Source organism: Modestobacter sp. Leaf380 (assembly GCF_001424485.1).
In the GTDB taxonomy this organism is placed as follows: Bacteria; Actinomycetota; Actinomycetes; order Mycobacteriales; family Geodermatophilaceae; genus Klenkia.
On sequence record NZ_LMQC01000010.1, the window covers coordinates 1 to 15,483 of the forward strand.

The 15,483-nt window shown below is 72.5% G+C and carries 12 protein-coding genes and 1 pseudogene; 5 read left to right on the forward strand and 8 right to left on the reverse strand.

The genetic code is table 11. The features are described from left to right. Positions 1-100 precede the first annotated feature (100 nt). A complete protein-coding gene (locus tag ASG41_RS07415) occupies positions 101-973 on the reverse strand; it encodes an NmrA family NAD(P)-binding protein (protein WP_056292081.1) in 873 nt (290 codons plus the stop codon). Between the two features lie 371 nt (positions 974-1,344). On the opposite strand from ASG41_RS07415, the gene ASG41_RS07420 reads away from it, so the two are divergent. Further along, entirely contained in the window at positions 1,345-2,433 is a 1,089-nt protein-coding gene (locus ASG41_RS07420; RefSeq protein WP_157519165.1) for a DUF222 domain-containing protein, read from the forward strand. A 55-nt stretch (positions 2,434-2,488) separates the two neighbouring features. Further along, positions 2,489-3,580 (forward strand): hypothetical protein, encoded by a 1,092-nt coding sequence (locus tag ASG41_RS23505; protein ID WP_157519167.1) that lies wholly within the window; start codon positions 2,489-2,491, stop codon positions 3,578-3,580. A 1,058-nt stretch (positions 3,581-4,638) separates the two neighbouring features. Here ASG41_RS23505 and ASG41_RS07430 read toward each other — a convergent pair. Next, positions 4,639-6,045: a recombinase family protein gene (locus ASG41_RS07430; RefSeq protein ID WP_082556694.1), complete on the reverse strand. Its 1,407-nt coding sequence runs from the start codon at positions 6,043-6,045 to the stop codon at positions 4,639-4,641. Between the two features lie 15 nt (positions 6,046-6,060). On the opposite strand from ASG41_RS07430, the pseudogene ASG41_RS25410 reads away from it, so the two are divergent. Beyond that, positions 6,061-6,207 (forward strand): annotated as a pseudogene (locus ASG41_RS25410) (endonuclease); the annotation flags it as partial. Between the two features lie 60 nt (positions 6,208-6,267). On the opposite strand, the gene ASG41_RS07435 reads toward ASG41_RS25410, so the two are convergent. Then, entirely contained in the window at positions 6,268-6,660 is a 393-nt protein-coding gene (locus ASG41_RS07435; protein WP_200938779.1) for a VOC family protein, read from the reverse strand. 119 nt (positions 6,661-6,779) lie between these two features. Here ASG41_RS07435 and ASG41_RS07440 point away from each other — a divergent pair, with 119 nt between their 5' ends. Next, positions 6,780-7,598 carry a hypothetical protein gene (locus ASG41_RS07440; RefSeq protein WP_056292096.1) on the forward strand — a complete coding sequence of 273 codons (819 nt, stop codon included), beginning with the start codon at positions 6,780-6,782 and terminating at the stop codon, positions 7,596-7,598. A 57-nt stretch (positions 7,599-7,655) separates the two neighbouring features. Here the strand turns inward: ASG41_RS07440 and ASG41_RS07445 are convergent, their stop codons facing one another. Then, a complete protein-coding gene (locus ASG41_RS07445; RefSeq protein WP_056292100.1) occupies positions 7,656-9,182 on the reverse strand; it encodes a class I adenylate-forming enzyme family protein in 1,527 nt (508 codons plus the stop codon). Between the two features lie 105 nt (positions 9,183-9,287). Here ASG41_RS07445 and ASG41_RS24205 point away from each other — a divergent pair, with 105 nt between their 5' ends. Next, complete coding sequence (locus ASG41_RS24205) at positions 9,288-10,589, forward strand: DUF2185 domain-containing protein (protein ID WP_056292103.1); 1,302 nt, start codon at positions 9,288-9,290, stop codon at positions 10,587-10,589. Here the strand turns inward: ASG41_RS24205 and ASG41_RS07455 are convergent. The 4 genes from ASG41_RS07455 to ASG41_RS07470 all read right to left on the reverse strand — a co-directional run bounded on the left by ASG41_RS07455 (position 10,579) and on the right by ASG41_RS07470 (position 15,445). Further along, positions 10,579-11,826 carry an alpha-amylase family glycosyl hydrolase gene (locus ASG41_RS07455; RefSeq protein WP_056292105.1) on the reverse strand — a complete coding sequence of 416 codons (1,248 nt, stop codon included), beginning with the start codon at positions 11,824-11,826 and terminating at the stop codon, positions 10,579-10,581. The genes ASG41_RS24205 and ASG41_RS07455 overlap by 11 nt on opposite strands. A 97-nt stretch (positions 11,827-11,923) precedes the next feature. After that, positions 11,924-12,952, reverse strand: coding sequence for an acyl-CoA dehydrogenase family protein (locus tag ASG41_RS07460; RefSeq protein ID WP_056292108.1), 1,029 nt, complete (start codon positions 12,950-12,952; stop codon positions 11,924-11,926). Beyond that, the gene (locus ASG41_RS07465; protein ID WP_056292111.1) at positions 12,949-14,109 is read right to left on the reverse strand and encodes an acyl-CoA dehydrogenase family protein; all 1,161 of its coding nucleotides are present in this window, start codon (positions 14,107-14,109) and stop codon (positions 12,949-12,951) included. The genes ASG41_RS07460 and ASG41_RS07465 overlap by 4 nt, the downstream gene beginning before the upstream one ends. Positions 14,110-14,131: 22 nt before the next feature. Further along, a complete protein-coding gene (locus tag ASG41_RS07470) occupies positions 14,132-15,445 on the reverse strand; it encodes a cytochrome P450 (RefSeq protein WP_056292114.1) in 1,314 nt (437 codons plus the stop codon). Positions 15,446-15,483 lie beyond the last annotated feature (38 nt).

Below are 15,483 nucleotides of genomic sequence, written 5' to 3' on the forward strand. Positions count from 1 at the left end.
AGCGGTTCCTAGACAGCTCCACTTCACACCGGAGGCCCTCCCCGTCTCAACGACAGGCCCCGATCACCTCAGCTCGGGACAACGTCCCTGGACATCACATCTAGCGCGCCGCCAGCACCTCCCGGACGCCGGTCCACGGCCGGCGTCCGTAGCGGTCCCGGTCGTCGCCCAGCAGGGTGCCGTCGCCGCTGAACATCGAGTCGAAGTACTGCATCCCCTGCCACGCCGGGTACAGCGCGTCCTCGTCGCCGAAGGTGCGCCCGACCCGGGCCATCAGGCGCAGCAGCGGCACGGGACCGGCGAAGGTCGGCCTGAAGGTGCGGCCGGTCAACCCGGTCATCGTCTCGGCCAACGACCGGGCGGTGACGGTCTCCCCGGCGACCTGCAGCCAGCGCGGGGCGTCGTCGTCCAGGGCGGCGTCGGCGGTGAACGCGGCGACGTCGTCCTTGGTGGTGAAGTCCAGCGGCTGGTCCGCGCTGCCCCAGAACAGCACCCGGCCGCGGTCGAAGAGCACCAGCGGCGCCTGACCGGTGAGCATGTCGGCGAACGCGCCGTTGAGCACCGACGTCGCCCGCACCGGCGCCGCGTCCACCCGCGCCGCGAACTCCCGCCGCAGCTCCAGGTTGCGGTTGGTGCCGGCCGGCAGCCGACGGAAGTCCGCCGCGTAGTCGCTCGGCACGAACCGGGGGACGCCGGCAGCGACGGCCGCGTCCAGCAGCTGGGTCTGCGCGTCCACGACCACGTCGCGGAGCCCCGCCAGCGTGGACACCACGACGTCGACGCCCGTGCACGCCTCCTGCAACGCCGCAGCGTGGGCGTAGTCGGCCCGCACCACCGTCGTCCCGGGCGGCGGGGTGGAGGTGGAGTCGGTACGGGTCAGCGCCCGGACCTCGGCGCCGCGCGCCAGCAGCTCCCGGGCCACGCGCTGCCCCAGGTCACCGCTCGCGCCGGCCAGCAGGATCGTCGTCGTCACGGGTCGACCGTAGGAGCCGGGGCGGTGGGCGGCCTGCCGAGGGAGCTGGTGGTCGAGGCACGGCAGCCGGGAGGCGTCGGGCCGTTGGGCCCTCGCCCTCCCCCTCGCAGGGTGATCCGTCCCCCTGACTCGTCAGGGACGGTGATGATCACGTGTGCTGAGGACGCATTCCTGGCCGGGAGTGCGTTGTCATCACACCGACTCCCCTGGGTGGGGGTCCCGCCGTCTGTGGATGGGTCCGGGCCGTGCGGCGACCCGGTCGAGGTGACACTTCCGTCCGAGAAGGGGTCGCTGACCTGTGGATTCACCTCCGACCAGGGCTCGAGGTGCGGTAGACTTCGAACACGTGATCGAACGACCTGGGGGGTGTGGTGAGCGAGATCCGATCGGCGCTCGACGCCCTCGCCGGTGATGACCTGCACGCCCTCACCGACGGCGCGGTGCTGGACCGTTGCCGTGAGCTGGTGGTCTCGATCAACCGGTTGCAGGCCGAGCTGACCCGCACCGTGCGGCACGCCGACGTGGTCGGGTCGGCCGAGCACGACGGGCTGACGACCATGGCCTCCTGGCTGCGCGGGCACGCCCACTGGTCCGCCGCAGCAGCCGCCGGCGTCGTCCGCGTCGGACGCGCACTGGAACACCTCCCCCACCTGGAGACGGCGTTCGCCGACGGCGCGGTCACCGCAGCGCAGGTCGGGGTCGTCGCCAACGCCCTCGGGCCCACCGACGTCGCCCGCGCGCTGGAGCAGGACGTCGACCTCGACCCCTTCGACCAGGCGTGGACCGAGGTCGCCGCGACGCTGCCGCACGCGCAGCTGGCCACCGCCGTCGGCGCGTTCGCCGCCGCACTGGACCCCGACGGGCCCGAACCGGACCCGACCGAGACCCGGCGGCTGTCGATCAGCCGGCACACCGACGGATCGATCACCGGCCGCTTCGACCTCGACGCGGTCGGCGGGGAGAAGGTGCAGGCGGCACTGGAGTCCCTCGTCCAGGCCTCCCGCCCCCAAGGCGACCTGCGCACCCGCGGGCAGCAGCAGGCCGACGCGCTCGTGCAACTGTGCGACAACCAGCTGGCCCAGGGCGACCTGCCCTTCCTGCGCACCGTCGAGCCGCACGTCGTGGTCACCGTCGACATCGAGGACCTCCTCGACCCGGCCACCGGTCCCGCCACCGCCACCACCGGGTTCGGGGCCACCGTGTCCGCCGCCCGGGCACGGTGGATCGCCTGCGTCTCCGCCGTCCCCCGCATCGTGATGGGCCCCGACGGCGTCCCCCTCGACGTCGGCCGCAGTCACCGGGTCGTACCCCCACACATCCGCCGCGCCGTCGAACAGCGCGACGGGCACTGCGTGTTCGCCGGCTGCGACGCCCCCACCCACTGGTGCGACGTCCACCACCTGCTCGAGTGGGCCCTCGACCAGGGCGACACCTCACTGGAGAACTTCGCCCGTCCGTAAGGCATCCTTCACCAGTTACTGTCCGACGGTGTCTTGAAGCGGGTGACGACGAAACGTGGATTTCGAAGCCGTAGCGAAGGCCGTGATCTCGATTGCGACCCCGTTGGCTGCAGTGGTGGGTATCGGTGGTCGTCGTCGCCGACTTCGCGCGGAAGTGCGCGACAACTTGAGTCTGCTTGAAGAATTAAAGAAGGACGAGATTCTTTCAACCCACACGCCGGCCATCGGCTGGATAGCGGGAAAGATTGCACTAGACGTTGCACGGCTATCTGGGCAGCCGCTTGGAGCTCGAAAGAAGCCCGTTCCGCGTGGCGCCGTTATATTTGCGGCTCTGTTGACAGTGGGGCTGGGCTACTGGACGTACGTCTTAACGCGAGATGGGTTCGTTTGGTATTCGGTATTTCCAGGTACGGGTGCAGCCCTATTCGCAATATCGATCTTGGGCATGTTCACGAACCGTCAAATCCCAGACGATCCTGACCTGCCCGACGGGGCCACTCCAGTCCAGTCCAGCTCCGCCCAGGAGAGGATCGCTAGCTCTGTGCAGCTGGCGGCGTCAGGAGCCGACCAGTCGATGTTCGATGACGACGGGCAAGCCGGCGTCGCGTTGAGATTCGTTGAATTAATGCGGAAGGGCCAGTACGAGCTGGCGCTCGATCTGGCCGACACCAACTGGAATCTTTGTCGCATACAGGCTCGGCTTTGGAACATGCATCAGGTTGGCAATCTACCGAGAAATGGGCTTGAAGACTTAGCGTCGAGCCTGCTGGCCGAGCGCAAGCCAGAGGATTTCTGGCGCGGCTACGTAGAGGCCGAAGCAGAACAGTTTGCGGAGGCTTGGTCGCAGTTCTCGTCATTAGGTGCTGCGAGCCGCCGCCGACGAGTTGCCCGCGACTACGATTTGGTGGTGCTAGCACCACTGGGATCGACCGGTGGATACTTCGTTACGACGGCAACAGCCGTACCTAACGCACTACCAATCCTCATGCATAGGGTTGAAGGCCGTTGGCTAGTCGCCAATCACGTTGGAGGCGCACCACCGACGCCTGGGTGGCCACCGACCTGGTGGGCGCCAGGTGACCAGACATTCGCGAACCTCCCAGCCGACGCTGACGCAACCGGCGCGACTGCTGCACCCGCAAGCTGACCGCTTGGCGGTGGGGGTTCGGGGGCGTTCTTCCCCCGGGCCCCCGTCTGCCGGGTGCGGTCGTACCGCTTCGCCCACTGACACCGAGGAGCGGCGGTCAAGGGTGCCGCAGGCATCGCGCAGCGACGCGCAGCGCCCTTGACGGTCGCGCAACAAGGTCGGGGACGCGTGACGTGCCGAAGGCGAGCCTTGGTAACCATGCGAACAAGTCTTCCGCCTGCGCAACTCTAGTTGCGCTAAAGTCGCGTATGCCCAAGTCAGCGGCTCGTCCGCGCAAGCAACCAAAGCGGCGGCCGGTGCCACCGGCGGCGCGCGCAGCGCGCACGTCGTTACCCCAACCTGCTACCTCCCCGTACGAGCCAGATGACGTATCAGAGCACGATGACGACGTCGACGACGCTGCGTCAGAGGTGCAGCCGGGTGCGTCGGGCCGGGGGTACGTGCGGACAGCGACTCTGCGGCTGGGGCGGGTGCCGTACCTGCTTCGCGACGTGATCGACGCACGTCACGAGGTAGCGGTGGCAGAGCGGAAGCTCACCAGGTCCGTGGAGTCCGCCCGCGACCACGGTGCCAGCTGGGAGGACATCGGGGTCGCGCTAGGCATGTCACGACAAGGTGCGGCTAAGCGGTTCGGCTGACGAGAGCTATCGTCAACGCAGGCACGGAGCAGTCGTCGGCTCACCCACTCGGATCCGACGGCGGGTAGGACCCCAATCCCCGTGCCTGCGACTTCTTATGTCGAGTGGGCGGCACCCTGCTGAGGCCGAAGCAGGACACAGAGCCGAGGGCGTAGGCGCCGGGGTCGATCCCTGACTGGATCGACGCCTTGGAGCTCGTCATGCACCACCGCATCGTCTGCCCGGTGCCCACTTCGGGGGCGTTGTGGGCAAGGTGACCCCGGCGCAGGTCCGCGAGTGGCTGGCCGCCTCCTGCGCCGCGCAAGGCGTTCCTGTCCGGGTGAGTGATCGGCGTGTGCTGGCGCAGGTGGTGGATCTGCTGCCGCCGGATGGCACGCCCGCGCAAGCGCGGAGCGCGAGCGGGCGCGGCGCCGGTCGGCCTCAGACCCGCCAGATCGCCTCGACCCGGGATGGGTCCAGCGAGCGGGCGCCACGCTGACCCGGGCCGATCACCGCGTGGTCGATGACGGCGGCGACGATGGCCGCCTGTCGGGAGAGGCTGAGACCACCCCACTGCGCGCGGAGCTGCCCTCCGCCGGGTAGGTCTGCGAGGGCGTCGGTGCGGGTGAGGACGGCGAGCTGTCGTCGCCGATCCTTCATGCGCCGCTCGATCGGCTCCCGCGCTGCGCGCCACTCCTTCGCGCTGATCTCCTGCTTGCCGAACATCTCGGCCAACTCCTGCAGCTGGGCTTCATCGCCGGCCAGGCCGTCGCTGAGTTCGCCTGCGCCGGCGTCTCCGCGCTGGCCGGCCATGACGTCGGCCAGCTCGGGACCGTCCAGCCGTTGCAGTACCGCCTCCACGAGGAAGTCCTCGAGCGGTTCGGCGACCACGGTCAGTCGTCCGCAGCCGCGATGGTCGGGCCCCGGTAGGCAGACGTAGCGCCGACTCGCCTCACGCGGGGAGGCAAAGAGCTTGCCGCCGCAGCGGCCGCAGCGCAGCAACCCGGACAGCACGTAGCGCCGGGGGGTGCGTCGGCCGCTGGTTGCTCGCTCGGTCATGCGGGCCAACACCCGGTCCCGATCGGCCGGGCTGATGATGGCCTGCCACTGCGCCGGTCCCACGACCTCGCCGCGGTGCTCGCGCAGCCCGGCGATCCGGCCCGACCGCAGCAACCCCCGCAGGGTTGGTGAGCGCCACTGTCCCCCGGTCACGGTCGGGACGTTCTCCTCACCTAGCCATGTGCACAGCGAGCGCAGGCTCTCACCGGCCAAGTACCGGGCGACCACCTGCCGGACCACGTCCGCCTCATCGGGTCGAACCGTGATCCGGTCGGCGTCGAAGCCGAATGGTCGAGTGCTGCCGCCGTGCGGGAGCCCTTGGGCGGCGTTCTGGTCCCACTTCCGGCGCATGCGGCGGCTCTTGGCCGCCGACTCGTTCGCTGCCACCGCCGCCATGATCCTTCCGATCAGCAGACCGTCCCCGGTGCCCAAGTCCATGTTGCCGGAGACGAAGCGGACCTGGCGGACCCCGGCAGCATCGACCGTGGCCACGAACTGCTCCAGCTCCACCGGTCGGCGGGTGAGCCGATCCACGTGATAGCAGACCACGGCATCCCGGCGACCTTCTGCCAGGTCAGCGAGCATCTGCTCGTAGGCGTGACGCCGCTTGCCCGAGTACGCCGACAGGTCGTTGTCGACGTACTCCTGCCCGATGGTCCACCCCACCCGCTCGGCCAGGCGGCGACAGTCCTCCAGCTGACGCGCGACCCCAAGGGCCTTGCCCTCGGTGTCGCTGCTGATCCGCGCGTAGATCGCCGCTGCTCTCACCCCTGACACAAGGGGGCACATTAGCGAAGGGTCGTAAACTCCGCCCTGCTCTGCGAACGGCACCACACCGAGGTCCACCACGGCTACCGGGTCACCCGCGACGACAGCGCGCCACCGGGACGACGGTGGCGCACCCACCGCCCCGACGGCAGCGAGATCCACACCGCACCCCTGCTGGTCTGAGGTCACGCCCGCCGTGTGACGTCCGACGGCGACCAGCGCGCACCTGGTGGGTGCCCTGCCTCACCCGGTCCGCAGCGGGCCCGCCAGCTCCCAGACGTGACCGGCCGGGTCGGCGAAGGCAGCGGTCCGGACGCCCCACGGGCGGTCCTGCGGGCCGTTGCGCAACGGCACCCCGAGCTCGGCCAGCCGCGCACACTCGGCGTCGACGTCGGCGACCGCCACCGTGAGCAGCACCCGGCTCCCACCGGGTGCCGCCACCTCCCCCGGCGTCACCAGTTCCGCCGCCTGGTCGACCTGCAGCAGGTTCACCACCACCCCCGGGCCGGCCTCGAACGCCGTCGACACCTCGTCCTCGGCGACCACCCGGCCACCGAACACCGAGGCGTAGAACTCCCGCGCCGCACCCAGGTCCTCCACGAACACCGTGACCGCCCGCACCTCGCCCAGCTGCACGACTGCACCTCCCATTCGGGTTCCTGCACACCAGACCTTGCCGACTGCGCAGAGTCATCGGACTAACCTGGGGTGTACATCGAGCCAGCCCGTGTTCGAACGACCGTGAAGGCTCCTCCTTGGCCCTGATCACCTGCCCGGAATGCTCCTCCGAGGACATCACCGGCACCCCGCAGCCAGACAGCCGCCTCCTCATCCACTGCGCCGCCTGTGGTCACGAGTGGCTGCGTGGCGAGGCCCGTCGCGACCCGGCCCGCCCGCACGCCCGCACCGCCGAGACGCTGGCCGCGGAGTTCCCGCAGGCCGCCGACGTGCGCCCCGACGTCCGGGAGCGCATCGCCGCCCTCGAGGCCGAGTTCCTCACCGTCGAGCGCGAGCCCGACCCCGACGCCGAGGGATTCGCCACCCGCTACCGGGAGCAGTTCGCCGCCGAGAACCTGCGCGACGCCTCCCCCGAGGTGCTGCTGCACTTCGTCACCTCGCCGACCGTCGCCAACTGCGGCAACACCTCCGGGTTCACCCGCGCCTGGAAGACCGCCGGCGACCACACCGCGGCCCAGGGCGTGCGCGCCTCGATCAACCACCTGCTCTACGGCACCGAGAGCCTGACCCTCGAGGACCGCTTCACCCAGCTCGTCGAGGGCAAGAAGGGCATCGGCTTCGCCTCCTTCAAGGAGCCGATGCTGGCCAAGGTCCTCACCGTGGTCCAGCCCGACCGGTTCCTTCCGCTGCTGCGCTACTCCGCGGCCGCCGACGGCAAGAAGGAGTTGACCAAGGAGGTCTTCGGCCTCGACCTGCCGCCGGTCGACAAGTCCGCGTTCACCGTGGGCCGCGTCGCCGTCTGGAGCAACGACCTGCTCCGCTCGCTGGTCGGCCTGGAGAGCACCGCGGACACCGCCGCGTTCCTCCGCTGGGCCAAGGGCCGCCCCGCCAGCTGACGCCCGACCGCCCGGACCGCACGCAGCTCAGCGGTCCGGGCGGGCCCGCCTCTGCGCTCAGCGCGGGACGGGCTCCCAGTCGGTCGCCGTCCGCAGCGGGCCCTTGAGCACCTTGCCGCCGGCGTTGCGGGGCAGGGGACCGTCCAGCACCCGGATGAACTGGGGCACCTTGAAGTCCGCCAGCCGCTCCCGGGCGAACGCGACCAGCTCGGGCACCAAGGCGGTGGCTCCCGGTCGGGGCAGCACCACGGCCCCGACCTTCTCCCCCATCACCGGGTCCGGCACGCCGACGACGGCGACCTCCAGCACGTCGGGGTGCTCGGCCAGCACGTTCTCCACCTCGACGGAGTACACGTTCTCCCCGCCCCGGTTGATCATGTCCTTGGCCCGGTCGACGATGCGGACCAGACCTCCGGTCAGCGTGGCCAGGTCCCCGGTGTGCAGCCAGCCGTCCCGGAACGTCTCCGCCGTCCGGGCGGCGTCACCCCAGTAGCCGACCGCCACGTTCGGTCCGCGGACCAGCAGCTCACCCACCCCGGTGTCGGGGTCCGGGCGGTCCAGCGCGACGTCGACCACCGGCGCGGGGAAGCCCACCGAGTCGGCGTGCGCGTCGGTCCAGGCGTCGGGCAGGAAGGTCGCCAGCGCGCTGGTCTCGCTCAGCCCGAACCCGTTGCCCAGCCGGGCACCGGGGAACGCCGCCCGCAGCCGGTGCACCAGCTCGGGGGCGATCGGGGCACCGCCGTAGCTGAGCACCTGCACGCTGGACAGGTCGGTGGTCGCGACGTCGGGGTGCCGCAGCACCAGCTCGTAGATCGTCGGCACGCTGGTCAGCAGGGTGACCCGGTGCTCGGCGACGGCCGCCAGGAACGCCTCGGGCCGGAAGCGCGCCATCAGCACGCTGGTCCCGCCGATCCGGACCTGGGTGACCATCTGCGAGCAACAGCCGGTGACGTGGAACAGCGGCACCGAGACCAGGGTGGTGTTCCGCGCCGAGGGGTCCAGACCGCGGCAGCGCAGGACGTTCTCCGTCGAGCTGACCAGCGCCTCGTGGGTGAGCATCGCGCCCTTGGGTCGGCCGGTGGTGCCCGAGGTGTAGAACAGCGCGGCCAGGTCGGTGGGTGCGGGGTCGGCGGGCTCGACCGGGTCGCCGTCGGGCAGCTCGCCCAGGGTCAGCCGGGCGCCGCTGTCAGCCACGACGAACGCCGACTCCGCCGGGGACAGCCGGGTGTTCAGCGGCACGACGACGGCCCCAACCAGCTGGGCGCCCCAGAAGGCGAGCATCCAGGCCAGCCCGTTCGGCAGGCCCACCGCGACCCGGTCCCCGGGCTGCACCCCCGCCGCCCGCAGACCACCGGCCACCCGCTGTGCCCGGGCCAGCAGCTGCGCGTAGGTGACGGACTCCCCGCCGAGCTCGACGACCGCGGTCCGCTCCGGGTGCCCGACCGCAGCGTCCAGCAGCAAGGCGACGGCGTTGCGCGGCAGACCGACGTAGCGGGCGACCCCGTCCTCCCCGCGCTGGATGCCGCTGGTGTCGAAACCGCTGCCGTCGGAGCCAGTGCCGTCAGAGCCTGCGTCGTCGTCCACGTGGTCCCCGTCCCGGCAGCACCGTCGCCACCTCGTTGCATCCTGCACCTGCTCCCTGGGTGGGTAGCGTCCGGACCGACCTGGTGACGACGCGAGGGGCGGCACGTGGACTTCCTGGAGCTGCAGGACCGGCTGCGTGCGGTCGGCTCGGACCCGCACCTGGCCTGGTCCCCGCGACACGACGGGCTGCCGGCGACCCGGCACTGCCGGGGTGCCTGGAACCTGCTGGAGCACCAGGGCCGGCTCCTCGTGACGGTGCGCGAGCTGGGTCGACCACCGCAGTACCCGCCGGACACGACCGGACCCGAGCCGGTCGAGGTGGCCGACGAGGCCGAGGGCTGCGCACTGCTGTGGGAGCTCGTCACCCGGGAGTCCCCGCCCGGCACCCACCGGCTCGTCGGTCCGCCGCCGGACCTGCTGACCCGGTTCGCCGACATCTGCGGAGCGCCGCCGCGCCCCCCGCTGTTCGGCAACCCGTTCCTGGCCACCCGGCGCGACGAGTCGTGGTGGGTCGCCGAGGTCGGGGGTGCGGTCGAGCTGCGGGCCCGCAACTCCCGGCCCGAGGTGGCGACGGCGGTGCGGGTCCCCGTCCCGAGCGTGGCGGACGCCCACCGGCTGCTGCTCCTGGAGCTGGCGTCCGGCGACCGGCACCGCTGGTTCGGGGCACCCCGGCTCGGTCTGCCCGAGGGGCTCAGCCGCGAGCAGCAGCTGGCCCGGGTGTCCGGGGTGCCCCTGGACGTGCTGGCCACGGCCCTGCTGTCCGAGCGCGGCGACGGGGTCCTCGACGTGCTGGCCGAGGGCATCGCACTGCACCTGCTGACCCCGGACCTGGTGCGGGTGGTCGAGGAGTGCACCGGGTCGCCCGCGGGCCGGTACGGCGACGGCCGGTCCGCGCAGCTGGGCGGCAACGGCAGCAGAGGCCCGAGCTGGACCCTGCGCGAGGAGGGTGGCTCCTTCGAGCTGCTCCGCACCGAGGAGCGGTCGAACACCGCCCGGACGGTGGCCAGGTCGGCCTGGCTGGCCGAGGTGCAGGCCCGGTTACTCACCGAGGTCGGCTTCGCCGGGCGGCCGGCCCGGACCGGTTCGGCCGGTCGGTACCTGAGCAGCCCCGGTGGCTGCGTCGCCACCCCGTCGGTCCTGGCGGGTGTCCCGGTGCTGTGGGCCCAGCGCGAGCCCTCGGTCGCCCCGGAGGACTGCGGGTGGCGGTTCTTCTCCGCCGCCGACACCGGCGAGCTCGGTGCCGAGGACGCCGTCGTCGTGGACGTCAACACGGTCGTGCACCTCAGCCCGGCGGTGCTGGCGGTCTACCCGCTGCCGGTGGGCGCCGACGTCCAGCTCGTGCAGCTGGCCGGGCGGGCCCACTGGTACGACAACCGCACCGGCCGGCCGGTCGACGTCAGGGGCTGAGCACGGCCCAGCCGTGCGCGGGCAGCTCCAGCCCGCGGCCGCGCGGGGTCGCCTGCCCGGCCAGGACCGTCCCGGACGCCGGCACGACGGCGGGCGCGTCGGCCAGGTTCAACGCCACGACCAGCGCCTCGCCGTCGGCCGCGGTCCGGTAGACCAGCGCGGTGTTGGTCAGGTGCAGCTGCGTCGTCCGGGCGCGGTGCAGCCAGCGGTGCCGGCGGCGCAGCCCGATCAGCTCCTGGTGCAGGGCCAGGACCTCACCGCCCGCGACGGAGAGCGGGTCGGCCGGGAACTCGGGGCGGATCGCGTCGTCGCCACCGGCGCGGTGCTCCTTGATCCCGTGCCAGCCGAACTCGTCACCCGACCAGACCGCGGGCGTGCCGCCGACGGTCGCCCAGACGACCAGCGCGTGCGGCAAGTGTTCGGGGCGACCGACCTGGTCCACGATCCGGGTGACGTCGTGGTTGCCGACGAACGTCCACGGCGCGAAGGCGTCGAGGAACCCGTCGTGGCGCTGCAGCGCGTGCGCGGTCTCGAACAGGTTGGCCTCGGCGATGCCGTGCCACAGGCCCTGCCACAGCTCGTACTGGGTGACGGCGTCCACCGTCGAGGCGCCGACGATGCCGGCGTAGTCGCCGTGGATGACCTCGCCGACCACGTAGACGTCGGGGAACCGCTCCCGGACCGCGGGCAGCACCTGCGCCCAGAACGCCGGCGGCACCGCGTAGGCGGCGTCCAGCCGCCAGCCGTCGACGCCGCGCTCCAGCCAGTGGCACATCACCTCCACCACGTACGCGACGACGTCGGGCTGGCTGTGGTCCAGCGCGACCAGGGCGTCGTGGCCCTCGAAGACGGCGGGCCGGTCACCCTCCCAGCGGAACCAGTGCCGGCGGGCGGGGTCGGTGAACGCGGGGTGCGCGCGGCCGACGTGGTTGAACACGCCGTCCAGCAGCACCCGGACGCCCCTGTCGTGCGCCGCCGTCACCAGGTCGCGGACGTCCTGCTCGTCACCCAGCCGCGGGTCGATGCGCAGGTGGTCGACGGTGTCGTAACCGTGCGTCTGACTGGCGAACACCGGCCCGAGCGCGAGCCCGTTGCAGCCCAGCGCCAGCAGGTGGTCCAGCCACCCGGTGATCCGCGGCAGCCGGTGGCTGACCGTGGGGACGGCGTCCCGCTCCGCCCCCACGAACCCCAGCGGGTGGACCTGCCACCAGATCGCGTCCTGCACCCAGTCGGGCACGTGTCTCCTCCGTGATCATGGGGTTGTGCCGGTCGACGCGCCGGCCGACGGCGCGTCCCCGGCGAGAACCCCATGATCACCGGGGGACGCGCTCGCATCAGACGAGGGTGGTCAGGACCGCCCAGGGGGCGTCGGTGGCTACGGCGGCGCCCAGCACGCGGGCCCAGGTCAGCTCGTTGCCGGCCTCGTCGCGCCAGGACCACATCCGCTTGGTGAGGTGGTGCAGCCGGTGCTCCTGGGTGAAGCCGATCGCGCCGTGCACCTGGTGCGCCTGGCGGGCGACGACCTCGACCGCGGCACCGGCGCGCACCTTGGCGGCGGCCGCGGCCAGCTCGAGGGGTTCGCCGCGGTCCAGGCGCTGCACGGCGGCGTCGACCAGGGCGGCGACGGCGGTGACCTCGCCGGCCATCTGCGCCAGCTGCATCTGGATGCCCTGGAACCTGGCCAGCGGGCGGCCGAACTGCTGCCGCTCCCCCGCGTACTGCACGGTCCAGGCCAGCACGGTCTCCGCGGCCGCGGACAGCTGCACCGCCCGGGCCAGCGCGTACCGGGCCCGCAGGTCGGCCGGCAGCGGTCCGACCTGGGCCGGCACCCCGTCGAAGACGTAGGAGCCGCGCGGCTCACCGGCCAGGTTGGCGGCGTGCGTCGCCTCCAGCCCGGAGACGTCGACCAGCGCGAGCACCTCGCCGTCCCGGCCCTGCGCGACGACGGCCAGCCAGTGCACGACCCCGGCCCAGGCCACGTCGGTGGCGGTGCCGGTCAGCCGGCCCCCGTCGTCCACGGTCAGCGCGCCGGACACCGCGACGGACAGCGGCTGCGACGGGTCGGGCAGCGGCAGTCCGGCGGCCAGCACGGCGGGGCCGGCGACCAGCAGCTGCTCGGCGGCCGGGACCGCACCGGCGCCCGAGGCCAGCGTGGCGACGACGGCGACCGCGTCGGCCAGCTCGCCGCCGGAGCCGCCGGCCTCCTCGGGCAGCCCGACGCCGGTCAGCCCGGCCTCGGCCAGCTCGGTCCACAGGGCGGCGTCCCAGCGGCGCTCGGGGGTCAGCTGGGTCGGCTCGTGCCCGGTGAGGATCTCGCGCACGGTGGAGACCACCAGGTCGGTGTCGTAGACGTCGTCGCTCATCGGAGACCCAGCCCGCGCGCCACGATCCCGCGGAGGATCTCGTTGGTGCCCCCGCGCAGCGTGTAGCCCGGCGCGTGGAGCACCGCCTCGGCCAACGCCCTGCCCAGCGGGTCCGGTGAGTCCAGCGACGCGGGCACGTCGACCACCTTCCGCACCTCCTCGGCGACGTCGGCCTCGAACGTCGTCCCCACGTCCTTGACCAGCGCGGCCGGGATGTCGGGCAGCTCGCCGCGGTCCAGCGCGGCGGCGATCCGCAGCGAGAGCTGACGCAGCGCCAGCAGCCGCGCGGACAGCCGGCCCAGGGTGGCCAGCTGGGCCGGGTCCTGCGTGGCGGCGGCCCGGCGGGCGAACTCGGCCAGCAACGGGAAGGTGGACAGGAAGCGCTCCGGGCCGCTGCGCTCGAAGGCCAGCTCGGCGGTCACCTGGTGCCAGCCCGCGCCCTCCTCGCCCAGCAGCATGTCCCCGGGGATCACGACGTCGTCGAAGACGACCTCGTTGAAGTGGTGGCCGCCGTCCAGGATGCGGATCGGGTTGATCGTGATGCCCGGTGTCGACAGGTCGACGAGCAGCTGGCTCATCCCGGCGTGCCGGTTGGTCGGGTCCGCGGGCGCGGTGCGCACCAGGGTGATGGCGTAGTGGCTGTGGTGGGCGTTCGACGTCCACACCTTGGCGCCGTTGACGACCCAGTCGCCGTCGCCGTTGCGCACGGCCTTCGTGCGGATGGAGGCGAGGTCCGAGCCGCTGTCGGGCTCGCTCATGCCGATCACGAAGAAGCACTCGCCCGCGGCGATCTTGGGCAGGATCTCCCTGCGCTGGGCCTCGGTGCCGTAGCGCAGCAGGTTGGGCCCGGACTGCCGGTCGGCGATCCAGTGCGCGGCGACCGGGGCGCCGGCGGCCAGCAGCTCCTCGGTGACGGCGTAGCGCTCCATCGCGGTGCGCTCGTGGCCGCCGTACTCCTTGGGCCAGGTCATCCCCAGCCAGCCCCGCGCGCCCAGCTTGGCGCTGAACTCCGGGTCCACACCGGACAGCCAGGTGTCCACGTGCGTGCTGAACGAGCCCGCGGCGAGCTCGGCGGCCAGGAACTCACGGACCTTCAGGCGCACCGCCTCGGCGGCCTCGGAGGGTGGGGCGGGGGCGAGCGTCAGCGTCGACGGCATGCCGCCGATGGAACCACGACGCTCACCGCACCGTGAGCAGCATCGGCCCCTTCGGCTTGGGGATCGGGATCGGGGAGATGACGACGCCGGCCGCCGGGTCCGCGGTCACCCGCCGGGTGGCCAGCAGCCGGGCGACGATCGCCTTCACCATCACCTCGGCCACGTGGTTGCCGATGCACAGGTGCGCGCCGCCACCGAAGGGGACGAAGAGGTGGCTGTGCTGCTTGTGCTCGTCCCGGCCGGGGGCGAAGCGGTCGGGGTCGAAGGCCGCCGGGCGGGTCCACCAGTCCGGGTGCCGGTGCAGGGCCAGGCTGGACACGCTGACGCCGGTGCCGGCCGGCACGTGCACCCCGGCGATCTCCACGTCGGCCAGCGCCCGCCGCGGGGAGAACGGCACCGGCGGGCTCAACCGCAGCGCCTCCGACATCGCCCGCGAGGTGTGCACCAGCCCGCCGTGGTCGGCCGGGGTGACCGGGGCACCGTCCAGCGCGCGCACCTCCTCGGCGACCCGGTCCTGCTCGGCCGGGTGCAGTGCGAGCTGCCAGAGCAGCACCGCCAGGGTCGACGTCGTGGTGTCGTGCGCGGCCAGCATCAGGAAGACCATGTGGTCCACGACGTCGCCGACCGGCAGCAGCTCACCGTCGTCGGTGGTGGCGTGCGAGAGCCGGGACAGCAGGTCGGTGCGCGGCTCCTCCCGGCGGCGGGCGGCCACCAGGTCCCCGAAGACCCGGGTCAGCTCGGCCCGGCCGCGCAGCCCCCGGCGGTACGGCGTGCCCGGCAGGGCGACCCGCAGCGGGGTGATCGAGGCGGCGACGGCGTCGGCGAAGGCCCGGTTGACCCGCTCGGACTCCTCCCCCAGCGAGACGCCGACGAAGACCTCCGCGGCGATGTCCAGGGTCAGCCGCTTCATCAGCAGGTAGACGTCGACGTCCCCGTCGGGCAGTGCGCGCAGGTGCCGGTCGGTGACGTCGTGGATGGCGTCGACGTACCCGGTGAGCGCCGCCCGGCTGAACGCCTGCTGCATGACCCGGCGGTGCCGGTGGTGGTCGTCGAAGTCGCGCAGCATCAGCCCGTTGCGGAACAGCTCGCCGATCGTGTTCGACCAGCCCTGCTCGCTGGAGAGCACCTTGCCCGGGTCCAGGAACACCTCGCGGGTGGCCTGCGGGGTCAGGAAGGTGATGCCCTCCCGGCCCAGCACCCGCATCCGGAAGACGTCGCCGTGCTGCTGGCGGCGGCGGTCGATCAACCCCGCGGCGTCCCGGACGAACATCAGCGTGTGGCCCACGACGGGCCACCCCCGGTCACCGGGGACGTGCGCGAGCGGGTCAGCGGCCACGGGCCAGCACCTCCACCGGGCCGCACCGTTGCGGCCCG

What these genes read in the sequence shown, in the direction of transcription:
- ASG41_RS07430 (WP_082556694.1), bottom strand. Translation starts at nt 6,045, where the DNA reads ATGTGCCCCCTTGTGTCAGGGGTGAGAGCAGCGGCGATCTACGCGCGG.
- ASG41_RS07460 (WP_056292108.1), bottom strand. Translation starts at nt 12,952, where the DNA reads ATGAGCGACGACGTCTACGACACCGACCTGGTGGTCTCCACCGTGCGC.
- ASG41_RS07465 (WP_056292111.1), bottom strand. Translation starts at nt 14,109, where the DNA reads ATGCCGTCGACGCTGACGCTCGCCCCCGCCCCACCCTCCGAGGCCGCC.